General features: G+C 67.3%; 10 protein-coding genes. All 10 read left to right on the plus strand.

The features are described from left to right. The first annotated feature begins 82 nt into the window (after positions 1-82). Positions 83-2,065 carry a FimV/HubP family polar landmark protein gene (locus tag ABIA73_RS07285; RefSeq protein ID WP_354275594.1) on the plus strand — a complete coding sequence of 661 codons (1,983 nt, stop codon included), beginning with the start codon at positions 83-85 and terminating at the stop codon, positions 2,063-2,065. Positions 2,066-2,088: 23 nt separating this feature from the next. Further along, positions 2,089-2,448 carry a VOC family protein gene (locus ABIA73_RS07290; protein ID WP_354275595.1) on the plus strand — a complete coding sequence of 120 codons (360 nt, stop codon included), beginning with the start codon at positions 2,089-2,091 and terminating at the stop codon, positions 2,446-2,448. Positions 2,449-2,480: 32 nt separating this feature from the next. Beyond that, the gene (gene truA, locus ABIA73_RS07295) at positions 2,481-3,251 is read left to right on the plus strand and encodes a tRNA pseudouridine(38-40) synthase TruA (RefSeq protein ID WP_025876154.1); all 771 of its coding nucleotides are present in this window, start codon (positions 2,481-2,483) and stop codon (positions 3,249-3,251) included. After that, positions 3,248-3,904, plus strand: a complete 657-nt coding sequence (locus tag ABIA73_RS07300; RefSeq protein WP_025876155.1) for a phosphoribosylanthranilate isomerase — start codon at positions 3,248-3,250, stop codon at positions 3,902-3,904. The genes truA and ABIA73_RS07300 overlap by 4 nt, the downstream gene beginning before the upstream one ends. A gap of 169 nt (positions 3,905-4,073) precedes the next feature. Next, entirely contained in the window at positions 4,074-4,748 is a 675-nt protein-coding gene (locus ABIA73_RS07305; protein WP_032975011.1) for a DUF1449 family protein, read from the plus strand. After that, a complete protein-coding gene (locus ABIA73_RS07310; protein WP_025876158.1) occupies positions 4,745-6,763 on the plus strand; it encodes a flotillin family protein in 2,019 nt (672 codons plus the stop codon). The genes ABIA73_RS07305 and ABIA73_RS07310 overlap by 4 nt, the downstream gene beginning before the upstream one ends. Positions 6,764-6,845: 82 nt before the next feature. Further along, a complete protein-coding gene (locus tag ABIA73_RS07315; protein WP_354275596.1) occupies positions 6,846-12,221 on the plus strand; it encodes a DNA repair ATPase in 5,376 nt (1,791 codons plus the stop codon). Positions 12,222-12,226: 5 nt separating this feature from the next. Next, entirely contained in the window at positions 12,227-12,925 is a 699-nt protein-coding gene (locus ABIA73_RS07320; protein ID WP_223486167.1) for a hypothetical protein, read from the plus strand. A gap of 43 nt (positions 12,926-12,968) precedes the next feature. Continuing rightward, positions 12,969-14,078, plus strand: a complete 1,110-nt coding sequence (locus ABIA73_RS07325) for a toxic anion resistance protein (RefSeq protein WP_032975007.1) — start codon at positions 12,969-12,971, stop codon at positions 14,076-14,078. A gap of 157 nt (positions 14,079-14,235) precedes the next feature. Continuing rightward, on the plus strand, positions 14,236-14,886 hold the full coding sequence (locus tag ABIA73_RS07330) for a hypothetical protein (RefSeq protein WP_244439058.1): 651 nt from the start codon (positions 14,236-14,238) through the stop codon (positions 14,884-14,886). Positions 14,887-14,908: the final 22 nt, after the last annotated feature.

The raw sequence follows: 14,908 nt of genomic DNA on the forward strand, positions 1-14,908 counted from the left end.
CTGCCGGCCGCTGGCCGGCACTAGCGCAGTCCGCCTCCCCGGTGGGTGCGGACCGTGGTCCGCACGCTTTATAGTGTCGCCCATGAATAAACGAGCCAAGGGCGCACGGCGTCCGCTCACCTGTCTTTCCGCCGCGCTGCTGGCCCTGGTCAGCAGTTCGGCCATGGCCCTGGGCCTGGGCGACATCCGGGTCCTGTCCAAGCCGGGACAGCCGTTGCTGGCCGAGATCCCGGTGATCTCGGCCGATCCGTCCGAACTTGAGAACCTGCGCGTCGCGCTCGCTTCGCCGGTCACCTTCGAGCGCGTTGGCCTGCAGCGCCCGGCGGGTCTGGTCAGCGAACTGCAGTTCGAGCTGACCCGCAATGCGCAGGGCAGGGCGGTGGTGCGGGTGACCTCGCAGACGCCAGTGGAAACACCCTCGTTGAGCTTCCTGGTCGAGGCCGACTGGGGCCAGGGCCGGCTGGTGCGTGAGTACTCGGCGCTGGTCGATGCACCGGCCAGTGCACTGGCCGTGGCCGAACCGGAGATCGTCGCGCCGGCCGGCGTGCTGTCGGACACCATCGTCCGTGATGCGCCTGCCGCCGCTGCAACCGCACCCGAGCCGGCACCGGTCACGGCGGCCGCCGCACCTGCTGCACCGCGTCCACGGGCTGCGTCACCTGCGCCAGCACCTGCACCTGCACCAGCGCTCGCTGCAGACGGCAGTGTGACCGTGCAGCGCGGACAGACGCTTTCGCAGATCGCCGGCTCGCTGGCCCGTGGCAATCAGATCAGTCGCGACCGGGCGATGATCGCGCTGTTGCGTGCCAACCCCGAAGCCTTCATCCGTGGCAACGTCAACCTGCTCAAGCAGGGCGCGGTACTGCGCATGCCGGGCGATACCGCACTGGCCGCGGTGGATGCGGCCGAGGCGGCCGCGCTGGTCCGCGAGCATGCCGCACAGTGGCGGCAGGCACGCACCGTGCCACAGCCGGCTGGCGCCGCGATGCCGGTGGCCAAGGCCGATGGCGCTGCTTCTTCCCCGGCTGCGGCCACCGGGGCACGACTTGAAATCGCTCCGGCGCTGGCATCCGACGCCGCGCACGCGGGCACAACCACCGGCACCAGTGCCGGCAGCGAGGGTGACATGCTGGGCAACGAACAACTGCGCCAGGCCAAGGAGGACATCGCCACCCGCGATGCCGAAATCGGCGATCTGAAGCAGCGCGTGGCGGAGCTGGAGAAGCTCAAGGAGCAGCAGCAGTCACTGATCGCGATGAAGGACAACGACCTGGCCGCCGCGCAGCAGCGTTTGGCCCAGGCGCCCGGTGTGCCCGGCGCTGGCACGCCGTGGTACTGGCTGGGCCTGCCGCTGCTCGTGCTGGTTGCCCTGGGCGCCTGGCTGCTGCGTCGTCGCAAGCCCTCGCCGCTGCCGCCGCTGCGCGAGGAACACGATGCCGCCGGCCTGGCAGCAGCGCTGCCGGCAGGTGCCGCGCTGGATACCCTGACCGAACAGGACGCCGGGGTGAACTTCGCCGCCGATGGCGGACGCCAGGAACCGGCGATGCCGGCCTGGGCTGCCACCGACCATGACGTGCCGGCTGCGGACATCCATGAGGATGCCTCGCCGGCCGAGTGGCGGGCGGGTGAGCTTGATGAAGACGAACGGGTTGAACTGCCTGCTGCGGTGAACGATCTGCCGCGTTGGGACGATCCTGCCGGCGCTGCTGCGGTGGCGCCCATCGAGCCAGCCGAGGTGGCCGTGCCCGAATACGCGCTGCAGGCCGAACAGGAGCCGCAGTTCCGCGGTGTGTTCGATCTGCCGGCCGAACCGCATGAGCATGAGACGGCTGCACCGTTCGACCTGCACGACGACCGTGCTGCCGCCGGGGACGCCGTCGGGTCTGCTGCAGACAATGGCCATGACTGGGCACCGCGTATCGGCCAGGAGCGGCTGGAACTGGCCATCGCCTATCTGGACCTGGGCGACGCGCAGACCGCGCGCACCCTGCTGCAGGAGGTTGCCGAAGGGGGTGACCTGCATTGCCAGGCGCAGGCCCGCGAACTGCTGGCCCGTCTGCCCTGACACCCTTTCGACAAGGACCTGCGATGACCCGCGAACGCCGTCTCGACTACGTTGAATTCGCCTCGAGCGACCCGGCTGCGAGCCGCGCGTTCTTCGAGGTCGTGTTCGGCTGGTCGTTTGTCGATTACGGCAGCGACTACACCGCTTTCGATGATGGCCGCCTGCAGGGAGGCTTCTTCCGTGGCCAACCACAACGTGCCAGCGAAGGCGCGCCACTGCTGGTGCTGTATGCCGACCAGCTGGCGCCGATGGACGCGGCGGTGCGTGCGGCCGGTGGTCAGATCGTGCGGACCGTGTTCTCTTTCCCTGGCGGCAGCCGTTTCCAGTTCGTCGAGCCCGGTGGCAACGAACTGGCGGTCTGGTCCGAGCGCGACCCGGCCTGAGCGCCGCCCCACCCGCAATATCGAGGTAGCACATGCGTTACGCGCTCGGCGTCGAGTACGACGGCAGCGATTTCAGGGGATGGCAGAACCTGGGCGAGGGCGGACCCAGCGTCCAGGCCAGCCTGGAACAGGCCCTGTCATCGGTGGCCGATACCCCGCTGCAGGTGGTCTGCGCCGGCCGCACCGATGCCGGCGTGCACGGCCAGTGCCAGGTCGTGCACTTCGACACCGACGTGGTGCGTGATCCGCGCGCGTGGATGCTCGGCACCACTACCCGCCTGCCGCGTTCGATCGCCGTGCGCTGGTGCGTGCCGGTGGCCGATGATTTCCATGCCCGTTTCTCCGCCCGCGCACGACGTTATCGCTACCGCCTGCTCAATCGCGAAGTGCGCCCGGCGCTGGGCCGGCAGACCCTGAGCTGGGAGCGGCGCCCGCTCGATGCCGAGCGCATGCACCTGGCCGGGCAGGCCCTGCTGGGCGAGAACGATTTCAGCGCCTTCCGCTCGGTCCAGTGCCAGGCCCTGCATGCCCGGCGAGAGCTGCAGTCGCTGCAGGTCAGCCGCCACGACGACGTCATCGAGGTGGCGGTGCGCGGCAATGCATTCCTTCATCACATGGTCCGCAATATCGTCGGTTCGTTGATACTGGTCGGCAGTGGCGAGCAGCCGGTGGAGTGGATCGCCGAACTGCTGGCCGGGCGCGACCGCACCGTGGCCGGTCCCACCGCTCCTCCGCAGGGACTGGTGTTCCTGGGGCCGCTGTACCCCGACAACTGGCATCTGCCCGCCGAGGTAACGCTATGAGCCGCTCCTACTACCGTACCCGCATCAAGTTCTGTGGCATGACCCGTGCCGGCGACGTGCGCCTGGCCGGCGAGCTGGGCGTGGATGCGGTGGGCTTCATCTTCGCCCGCGAGAGCAGCCGCCGGGTCGCCCCGGCCGAAGCGCGCGCGATGCGCCAGGCCATCGCACCGATGGTCGACGTGGTGGCGCTGTTCCGCAACAACAGCAGGGAAGAAGTGCGCGAGGTGCTGCGTACCGTGCGGCCGACCCTGCTGCAGTTCCATGGCGAGGAAGACGAGAGCTTCTGCCGCAGCTTCAACATGCCTTACCTGAAGGCGATCGCCATGGGCGGGCGCGAGGAGATCAATGCGCGCACCCTGCAGCTGCGCTACCCCAGCGCCGCCGGCTTCCTGTTCGACAGCCATGCGCCGGGCGGCGGCGGCGGTACCGGTGTGGCCTTCGACTGGTCGCGTATCCCCACCGGCCTGCACCGGCCGTTCCTGCTGGCCGGAGGCCTGACGCCGGAGAACGTGCATGACGCCGTGCTGGCGACCCTGCCGTGGGGCGTGGATGTCTCCAGTGGCATCGAACTGGAGCCGGGCATCAAGGACGGCTACAAGATGCGCACGTTCGTCGAAGAAGTCCGGCGCTCCGATTGCGCCGTGCTCGATTGAGACACGGTCACTTCCGAGGTGTCCGGTCTTCACATTTGAGCCTGCACACCCTCTTCACATAGGATGATCCCCAAGCGTGCTGGCCATGAGGGCCGGCACGAGGATCGACGGAGCCGCTGGTGGCGTGCTCCGAACGGGCGCTTGGCGCCCCCGCCCAGGAAGGCAAGCGATGCAGGAATTCCTAACCGTCGTACTCGGTTATCCGACCCTCCCGTACAGCGTAGCGCTGGCGGTGGCGGTTCTGTATTGGGGGATTGCCGCCTTTGGCCTGGTCGATGACGGTTTCGGCGAGGCCGGTGCCGATGGCGCCCTTGAAGGCGATGCCCATCTCAGTGGCCTGTCAGCGCTGCTGGCGCGCTGGGGCCTGGGCGGCGTGCCGCTCATGGTGGTGGTGACGCTGCTGAGCCTGTTCGCCTGGACCCTCACCTACTTCATCCATCTGTACCTGCTGCTGCCGTTGCCCGACCTGCTGCGCTGGTCATTGGGCACCGTCGTGGCGGTGCTTGCGCCCCTGCCGGCCGTGCCGGTCACCGCGCTGCTGCTGCGTCCCATCCGCCGCTTCCTGCTGCGCCTGCGCCCGGTGCCGCAGGCCTCGCTGCTGGGCCGGGTCGGCGTGGTCGCTTCGCCGAAGGTCGACGCACGCAGTGGCCATGCCACCGTCGATGACGGCGGTGCCGGCCTGGTCCTGCAGATCCGCAGCGACATCGAACTGCAGCGCGGCGAGCGCATCGTGCTGGTCGAGCACGTGGCTGCACAACACCATTACCGGGTGGTCCGCGCCGACGCGGTCGCCCTCGACTTCCAGGACAACCTGCTTCCGGGCAACAAGGAGAAACATCAATGACGTTGGCATCCGTGCTCCCCTTCCTGATCATCGTGGGCGGCGTCCTCGCCCTCCTGCTCGGCGTGGCGGGCCTGTTCAAGGCGTTCTACCGCAAGGTCGACCAGGGCGTGGCCCTGATCGTCAACGACATGAGTTCCACCCCGAAAGTGCATTTCACCGGTGCGCTGATCATTCCCGTGCTGTACCGCGCCGAGCTGATGCGGATCAGCCTGATCACCCTGCAGATCGACCGCCGCGGCAAGGAAGGCCTGATCTGCCGCGACAACATGCGCGCCGACATCGCCGTGGCGTTCTACCTGCGCGTCAACGAGACCCAGGCCGACGTACTGCGCGTGGCCAAGGCGATCGGCGCCGACCGCGCGTCGGACAAGCATGCCGTCGATGAGCTGTTCAACGCCAAGTTCTCCGAAGCACTGAAGACGGTCGGCAAGAAGTTCGATTTCACCGAGCTGTTCGAGAAGCGCCAGGAATTCCGCGACGAGATCATCGCGGTGATCGGCAACGACCTCAATGGGTATGTGCTGGAAGACGTGGCCATCGACTACCTGGAGCAGACCCCGAAGTCGCTGCTGGACCAGTTCAACATCCTCGACGCGCAGGGCATCCGCAAGATCACCGAGCTGACCGCTGCGCAGAACGTGGTGACCAACGAGCTGGAGCAGAACGAGAAGCTGGCCATCACCAAGAAGAACGTCGAAGCCCGCGAAGCGTTGCTGGCCCTTGAACGGCAGCAGGCCGAAGCCGAGGCACGGCAGAAGCGCGAGATCGAGACCATCCGTGCGCGCGAGGAAGCCGAGACCGCCAAGGTGCAGGAAGAGCAGCGCCAGCTGTCCGAGAACGCCCGCATCGAAGCGCAGCAGGTGATCGACATCCGCGAGCAGAACCGCATGCGCGAAGTTGAAGTGGCCGAGCAGAACCGCCAGCGCGCCGTGGCCATCGAAGCCGAGCGCGTCGAGCGCGCACGCCAGCTGGAGCAGGTCACCACCGACCGCGAAGTGCAGCTGCAGGGCGTGGAGCGCGACAAGGTGGTCGAGCAGGGCAAGATGGACGTGGCCAACATCACCCGCGAACGCATCTCCATCGACAAGACCGTGGCGCAGGAAGAAGAGCGCATCAAGGAAGTGCGCGAAGTCTCCGAGGCCGACCGCCAGAAGCAGGTGTTGATCCTGGAAGCCGAGGCGAAGGCGCAGGAATCGCTGGTGCGCGAAGTGAAGGAAGCCCAGGCCCGCGAGACCGCCTCCAAGCATCGCGCGGTGGAGCTGACCACGCTGGCGCAGGCCGAGCACGAAGCCGCCGGCAAGCAGGCCGAGGCCAAGCGCCTGCTGGCCGACGCCTTCCGCGCCGAGCAGGCCGCACCCGGCCTGGCCGAAGCGCAGGTACGCGAAGCGTCGGCGCTGGCCATCGAAAAGGTCGGCATCGCCGAGGCGCGCGTGATCGAAGCCAAGGCCGAAGCGAACCTGAAGCAGGGCAGCAACGAGGCGCGCGTGCTGGCCGAGACGCTGCAGGCACAGGCACAGGGCGAGGAGAAGATGGGCCTGGCCCGCGCCACCGCCACCGAATCGCTGGGCAACGCCGAAGCCGGCGTGGTGCAGAAGAAGCTGTTGGCCGAGGCCGAGGGTCTGGTCCGCAAGTTCGAGGCCATCGCCTCGCTGAGCGACCAGGCGCGCGGCCATGAAGAATTCCGCATGATGCTGGACAACAGCCTGAAGCAGGCGCTGGCATCGATCGAAGCCGGCAAGGAAGTCTCGCGCGAGAACGCCGGCGTCATCGCCAGCGCGCTGCGCAACGCCGACATCGACCTGGTTGGCGGCGACGGCGGCATGTTCGAGAACCTGATCAAGGCGGTTTCGCTGGGCAAGTCGATCGAGGGCTTCGCCGGCAAGAGTCCGATCGTGCAGGACCTGATGCAGCGCTACCTGGGCGTCAACGTGGCCGACAATGCACCGCGGCAGATCGCCGAGGACGCAGAGACCGTGCCCGTCGCGGCGACCGTCGTGGTCGACAGCGCGCGCTGATCCACCCGGCGATGGCCATCGCCATCGCCCACCCGTGCCGGCCGCATCGACGGCCGGCCGTCCGTGAGCCGGAAACCTGCTGATGTCCGAAACCAAACCGTCCACCGAGTCCGCCGCACCAGAGGCTGCCGGCGATACCGTCGACCAGGCCGTAGCCCAGGGCGGCGCCTATGAAGTCCTGCGGCGCCGTCTCGGCGAGCAGGGCCAGCGCCTGCAGGCCGTTGCCGAGCAGCTGAACCGCCAGCGCCTGGCCGAGTTCGGCGACAGCCGCCTGGAGGTGGTCGGCCGTTTCCGCATCCGCAGCGAGAACAACTGTGTCGGCCGCGACATCGTCCAGGTCGGCCCGGATCGCCTGCTGTTCGGCTACAACGTGTTCATCGGGCTCAAGACCCAGACCCGCATCGAAGATGTGTTCGGTCTGTACCGGCTGGTACAGGGCGCTGATGGCTACGACGTCGCTGCCCTTGAACTGAGGGGCAGTTTCCTCGACCAGCCCGGCTTCGTGCATGACTTCAACGAGCTGTACGCGTACTACAAGCATGCGCGCCTGCTGCAGCTGATCGTGGTGGGCGACAAGCTGCTGGCCTCGTTCCAGATCGGTGAGCGCAGCAGCGACGTGCGCGTGTTCCGCTGGGCGTTGTCACGCGAAGGTGAACTGACCTATCTCGATGCGCGCGGCGAGCGTGACATCGCCTTGCCGCCACCCTTCGATTTCGAATGGACCCGCGCCACGCGCGACCTTGCCGTCAACGGCCGCCATTCGCATCTGAACATCCTCGATACCCTGTTCGTGGAAACCACCGGTGGCGATCTCACCATCAAGGTGGAGAACAACACCGAAACCGGGCAGGGCATCTACAGCGAACCGGTGGAGGACAGCACGCAGTCGCTGGACGATGCCCAGTTCGAGTTCGCCCGGGTCGGCTCGCTGGTGCTGCTGAAAGTGCTGCCCTACCGCGAAACCGAATGGCGCGGACTGATCTACAACACGCTTACCGGCGACATCGTGCGCAACGATGCCATCGTCCAGGCCTGCGTGCAGCTGCCCGAAGACCACGGCATCATCTTCCCCGGCGGCTATTACCTGCAGGGTGGCGAGCACAAGGCGTTCGACGCCTCGATGGATGGCATGCAGTTCAAGCGCAGCATCCGTTCGCCCAACGGCGAGGACGTGCTGTACATCTTCTACGAGCGCGAAGGCGGGCGTTCGGCGCTGTTCGTCTACAACACCATCCAGCGCGTGCTGCAGAACCCCGTGTTCGGCCACGGCTATGCCTTCATGCAGGACGGGCGCATGGTGCTGTTCCATGCCGAAGGCACCGAGCCGACCCGCATCCATCCGATGCAGGTCTGGCAGACGCCCTTCAGCAGCGATGAGTTCGCCGCCAGCCGTCCGCCCGGCAATACCTTCATGGGGCGCATCGGCAACGCCGAGCTGGTTCGCGGCATCTCCAACCTGTTCAACCTGGCGCGCGAGATCGACGGCCAGGATGTATCGGTGCAGCGCTACCAGCGCCTGGTAGCCGACACCCGGCGGCTTTTCGATGCGCATCATTGGCTGGGTGACGAGGCCTGCGATGGCGCCGAGGCCCTGCTGCGGCAGATCAGCGCCACCGGCGAATCGGTGCTGGACGAATACGAAAAGGTGCAGTCGATCCGCCAGCAGTCGGCCCAGGCAATGGCCGAGGCCGAGGCCACGCACAAGGCGCTGCTGGGCCGGCTGCAGCCGGAAAACTGGAACGAGGTGCAGGCCTTCGTCGAAGCGCTCAACGCGATCACCGCACTGCGCGGTCGACTGCTGACCATCCGCGAACTGCGCTACATCGATACCGCGCGCATCGAGGCGATGGCCGCCGAACTTGTGCAGGCGCACGACCGTGTCGGCGCCGCCACCGGTACCTTCCTTGCCGGCGATGCAGCACTGGCCCCCTTGACCGTCCGCATGCAGGCGCTGGACGACGCCGCACAGCAAGCCGCAAGTGCACGCCAGCTGGATGAGCAGCTGGACGGCCTGCGCGGCATGGCCGGCGATCTGGACATGCTGTCCGAGCTGATGGCCGGACTGAAGGTCGACGATGCGACCGCGCGCACCCGCGTGGTCGAATCCATCTCGCTGCTGTACGGGCGCCTGAACCAGGCACGCGCACGCGCCGAACAGCGCCGCAAGTCGCTGGGTTCGGCCGAAGCCGTGGCCCAGTTCGCCGCCCAGTTCGCCCTGTTCTCGCAGTCGATCACCAGCGCGCTGGCGATGGCCAGCGACCCTGAGCGGGCCGACGAACAGTTGTCGCGCCTGCTGGTGCAGCTGGAAGAACTGGAAAGCCAGTTCGGCGAGCACGAGCAGTTCCTCGGCGACATCCTGAGCAAGCGCGAAGAGCTGGTCGAAGCCTTCGATACGCACAAGCAGGCCCTGCTGGATGATCGCCAGCGCAAGGCGCGCTCGGTGCTCGATGCCGCCAACCGCATCCTTGATGGCCTCGGAAAGCGTACCGAGCGGTTCGGCACGGCCGACGAGCTCAACGCGTTCTTCGCCGGCGATCCACTGATCCTCAAGCTGCGTGAACTGGCCGAGCGCCTGCGTGCGCTGCGCGACAACGTCAAGGCTGACGATGTCGAGGCGCGCCTGAAGGGCGTGCGCGACCAGGCCGTGCGCCAGCTGCGCGACCGCAGCGACCTGTACGAGGCCGGCGGCAACGTGGTCCGCCTTGGTCCGCGCCATCGATTCAGCGTGAACACCCAGGCGCTGGACCTGACCCTGCTGCCACGGGGTGAAACCCTTGCCATCCACCTCACCGGCACCGATTTCCTGGAGACCCTGCACGATCCCGAGCTTGATGCGCTCAAGCCGTTCTGGCCGGTGACCCTGGATTCGGAATCGGCAGCGATCTACCGCGGCGAATACCTGGCCGGGTGCCTGTTGCTGGCTGCGGAGGAGGGCCGCGATGGCCTGGACCTGGCCCAGCTGCAGCACGATGCAGCCGAACCGGAAGCGCTGGGCCAGCGGGTCCGCGCCTTTGCCGCGCCCCGTTACCGCGAGGGCTACGAGCGCGGTATCCATGACCATGACGCCGCCCTGATCCTGCGCGCGCTGTTGCCGCTGCAGCAGGCCGCCGGACCGCTGCGGCATTCGCCCCATGTGCGTGCGTTGGCACTGCTGTTCTGGGCCGCGCGGCAACGCGATGAAGCCGTGGCGCAGTGGCCCGGCCGGCAGGCTGGTGCCGAGGCCATCGCGCGCCTGTTCGGTTCCGATGAGGGGCGCCAGGCCCTGCGTGCGGAGATGGCCAAGGCGCTGCATGACCATGCACTCGCGCATGCACTGCCGTTTGACGCCGCCGCCGCCGATGCAGCAGCGGCATACCTGGGCGAAGAACTGGTGGCCGGCGAGCCGGTGTTCAGCACCAGCCGGCACGCGCAGGCATTGCTGGACGCGCTGTCGCAGCAACTGGAGCAGGCGGGCCAGCGTGATGCGCTTGAACGTGCGCTGCAGCGCTCGCAGGATCCGCTGGCCATGCGCTGGGCATTGGCCGGGCAATGGCTGCGGGCGCTCGCCGGGCTGCCGGCACAGTCGGCGCATGCCGGCTATGTCGAAGAAGCAGCGGCATTGCTGCTGGTGCAGCGACAGCTGCGCACCCGTGCCAGCGATGCACCGCTGCAGGCGGAGGTCAGCGGCCTGCTGGGTGAACACGCCCGCATCCACAACGGCAGCCTGACCGTGTCGCTGGACGATTTCCTGGCACGCCTGCAGCATCACCTGCAGGCGTTCGTACCGGCCTTCCATGCCTATCAGGCGGTGCGCCAGGGCATCATCGGTCGCGAACGCGAAACCCTGCGGCTGTCGGAGTTCAAGGCCCGGCCGTTGTCGTCCTTCGTGCGCAACAAGCTGATCAACGACGTATATCTCGGCGTGATCGGCGACAACCTGGCCAAGCAGATGGGTACCGTTGGCGAGAACAAGCGCAGCGACCTGATGGGCCTGCTGATGATGATCTCGCCGCCCGGCTACGGCAAAACCACGTTGATGGAGTACGTGGCACATCGCCTCGGCCTGGTCTTCATGAAGATCAACGGCCCGGCGCTGGGCCACGAAGTGCGGTCGCTGGATCCGCAGCAGGCACCGGACGCCACCTCGCGGCAGGAGCTGGAAAAGCTCAACCTGGCGCTGGAGATGGGCAACAACACCATGCTGTATGTCGATGACATCCAGCACACGCACCCCGAGTTCCTGCAGAAGTTCATCTCGCTGTGCGATGGCACGCGCCGCATCGAAGGCGTATGGCGCGGCCGTACGCGCACCTACGACATGCGTGGCAAGAAGTTCTGCGTGGTCATGGCCGGCAACCCGTACACCGAATCCGGCGAAGTGTTCAAGATTCCGGACATGCTGGCCAACCGTGCCGACATCTACAACCTGGGCGATGTGCTCGGTGGCATGGAAGCAGCCTTCACGCTCAGCTACATCGAGAACAGCCTGACTTCCAACCCGGTATTGGCGCCGCTGGCCACGCGCGAGATGGCCGACCTGTACCTGCTGGTCGACCGCGCGATGGGCAAGGATGTGTCCACCAACGGCCTGAGCCACGCCTACAGCGGCGCCGAGATCAACGAGATCACCGCCACCCTGCAGCGCATGCTGCAGGTCCGCGATGTGGTCTACAAGGTCAACCAGCAGTACATCGCCAGCGCTGCCCAGGATGACCGCTATCGCACCGAGCCGCCCTTCCGCCTGCAGGGCAGCTACCGCAACATGAACAAGCTGGCGGAGAAGATTTCGCCGGTGATGAATGACGACGAGCTGCAGCAGCTGATCTCCGACCACTACCTGGGCGAAGCGCAGCTGCTGACCACCGGTGCCGAAGAGAATCTGCTGAAGCTGGCCGAGCTGCGTGGCGTGCTCGATGAAGAACGCGCGCAACGCTGGGCGCAGATCAAGCGTGATTTCCTGCGCAACAAGGCAATGGGTGCCGGTGACAGTGATGTCGGTGGCCGCGTGGTCGCGCAGCTGGCCGACATCGCCAGTGCGTTGCAGCTGCCACCGCCACCGCCGGCAGAGGTGGCCGTCGCACCGGAGCCTGCGCCATGGCCCGCCCTGCTGGCAGCGCTGCAGCGCCTGGCCGATGTACATCCGGCCAGCGCGCCGGCTGCCGCCGTACCGCAGGCCGCAGCCACGCCATTGGCCGAAGACCTGCAGGCTGGTCTGGCACCGCTGCTGCAGCTGCTGGTCGCCTCGCAGGAACAGCAGGTGCAGTTGTCGCAGACGTTGGCGGCGTTTGCCGGGTGGGCCCGGCAGCAGGTAACGGCCGATGTGGCCACGACCGACACGCGTCGTCGCCCGCGGGTGCGTCGTGCAGCGACTCCGGAAGAACGTGCGCTGGACGAAGCGCTGATGCGCCACTTCTACGGTGAATCATTGCCGCCGGAAACGGTGGCTGATGACGGCCCACGGCCGCCGCCACTGCCGTGACCTGCGTGCGCTCCCTGCCCGAACCCACGCTTCCGGCGCGTGCCGATGTGGCCACGCTGGCAGCGTACGGCAGCCACTTGCTGCAGGTATTGGCCGAGCCTGCACCGTTGCAGGCCGGCGCGGAAGGCGAGGGACTGGTGGCTGCGCTGGCGCGGATCGCATTGGCGTTGCAGGCCAGCGATCCGGCGCGCCTGCGCCGGCAGGAGAGCTGGTGGGGGCGCCTGCTCGGCCGTGACGTTGAACGCCAGGCACAGGCGCAGGGGCTGCAGGCGCAGCTGGGCGTGCTGGCGCTGCAGGCGCGCGAGCAGGCGCAGGGTCTCGCGCAGCGTGTGCAGCAGCGTGCCCGGGCCATCATCGACAACGATGCGGCTGCCGCCGCGTTGGAGGCCTGGGCCACGTTCGGCGCCGCGCAGCTGGCGACACTGCAGGGAGCTGCGCAGGTCGCGCTGGCCCCACGCGTGGACCATCTGCAGCGGCTTGCCACGCTGCGACGCATCGAAAGCGGGCAGTGGCGGCTGCTGCAGGAGCAGGACGAAGCCCTGCTGCAGCGCTTCGTCCGCATCCACGATGTCCTGCTGCCGGCCTGGCGCCAGGCCGCATTGGCGCGCCAGGCACTGGCGCAGGCTGCACAGGCTGAGCAGGCAGCCACGCTGCAGGCCCAGATCGACGACGAAGTAGCCGCTGCTCAGGCTAGACTGCCCTGAGCCGGCCGCCGCTGCCGCTTATCCACCGCAAGGACACTGCCCGATGACCCAGGACAGCCAGAACTCCGGCACGCTCGTGCCCGCCACCACGCCCGCCCCTGAACTTGATGACAGCACGTTGAAGGCCCTCGGCCTGGTCCGCGACGACCTGCCGCGCATCGCCGAAATCGGCCGCGAGCTGGAAGACCTGCGTCCGGGCAACCTGCAGGTGTTCGGCCGTGAGGCCGCCGCTCGGACAACGGCCTTCTCCAGCCAGCTGCTGGACCAGGTGCGCAACCGTGACCTCGACGCCAATGGCGAGAAGCTCGGCGAAGTGGTGCGCATCGCGCGCGAGCTCAAGCTGGATGGTTTTTCCCAGCGCTCGAAGGTGCCGTTGATCGGTGGCCTCATCGATCGCCTGCGTTCTTCCAAGGGCGAGCTGGTGCAGAAGTTCAGCGATACCAATTCGCAGATCGAACAGCTGCTCGGCGACGTGGGTGCGCAACAGGCGCTGATGGGCAAGCGGGTAAGCGATTTCGACCGCATGCATGACATCGTCCGCGAGGAGCGTCATGCGCTGGGCCTGTATGCCGCCGCCGGCAAGCAGCGCCTGGCCCAGCTGCAGTCCGAGCAGTTGCTGGGTCAGGGCAGCGATGACCCGCAGCAGCGCATCCGCCAGAGCGAGATCGACAATGCGATCCGCCTGATCGAGAAGCGTGTCTCCGACCTGCAGCTGATGCAGCACGCGGCTGACCAGTCGCTGCCGATGATCCGCCTGATCCAGGCCAATGCGCTGCAGCTGATCGAGAAGTTCAACACCGTCCGCGACATCACCATCCCCTCGTGGAAGCGTCAGTTCGCGATCCAGTTGTCGCTGGGCGAACAGAAGAACGCCGCCGAACTGGCCAATGCCATCGACGATGCGACCAATGAGCTGATGCGACGCAATGCCGACCTGATGCGCCAGGCGTCGGTGGACACCGCACGCAGCAACCAGCGCGGGGTGATCGACGTGGCCACGCTGCGCCACGTCCACGATCAGCTGATCGCTACCGTCGAGGAAGTGCGCAGCATCCATCGCGAGGGCATGCAGCAGCGGCAGCAGGCCGAAGTCGAGCTGTCGCGCCTGCGCGAGGACCTGCAGCAGCGCCTGGCGGCGCCGACGGCGTCGTAGCGGTCACCCTACATCCACCAGGCATCTGGCCTGACACCATGCACCCAACCTGCCACGGCTGGGTGCCAGCCGTGCGCGTTCCACCACCGCGCGACGTCTGCGGTGCGACATGCCGTCAATGAGGTTGCAAATGGATATGCCCCTTCTCCGTCCGCGCATGGCCCGCATCGCCGCTGTTCCAGGTTTGCTGCTCGCTCTGGCTGCGTGCGCCGCCGGAGAATCGTCGAGCCCGGCCACTTCGTCGCCAACCATTGCAACGGCGCCCGCCACTGCTTCGACGGCCGCACCCGTGTCTGCATCAGCATCGGCCGACAGCGGGTTGGCCGCGTTGATCCAGGCCAGCGGGGTGAAATGCAGCGATGCCAGCAAGGGCGCTGGCTGCACGGCGGGTGACGTCGACAGCGGTGATTTCTACGACGTCGAGCTTTCCCCGGCCTGTGGCGAACAGGGCTTCTTCGCCGGCGTTGCCGAGGATAAGGGCGTGGACACCCTGGACGCAGTGCCGAGCACCGGCAGCAGGGTTTCGACGACCGCAAGGCTGTCGAAAGGGCAGCTGGTCTGCGTACAGGCCATCGGTCGTGCCGGACAGAATCCGCTCTTCTATTACGTGGTCGCCATTCCCGCCGCAACGGTCGGCAAGTGCAAAGGCAGCGCGTTGTGTGAGACCTATGGTGACAGGCCCATCAGCGGCATGAAGGAAATGGGAAGCGAAGCCTGCCACGTGGCAGGGCCGGGACACTACGCTGGCAACTGCGCGCAGGGCTGGGTCAGTGCTGACGTGCTCGACCTGTTTTCTGACGGGATGTAATCGACGTCAAGCGAGGTTGCCC

The sequence above is a fragment of the Stenotrophomonas sp. 2694 genome, assembly GCF_040548715.1.
GTDB lineage: Bacteria > Pseudomonadota > Gammaproteobacteria > Xanthomonadales > Xanthomonadaceae > Stenotrophomonas > Stenotrophomonas indicatrix.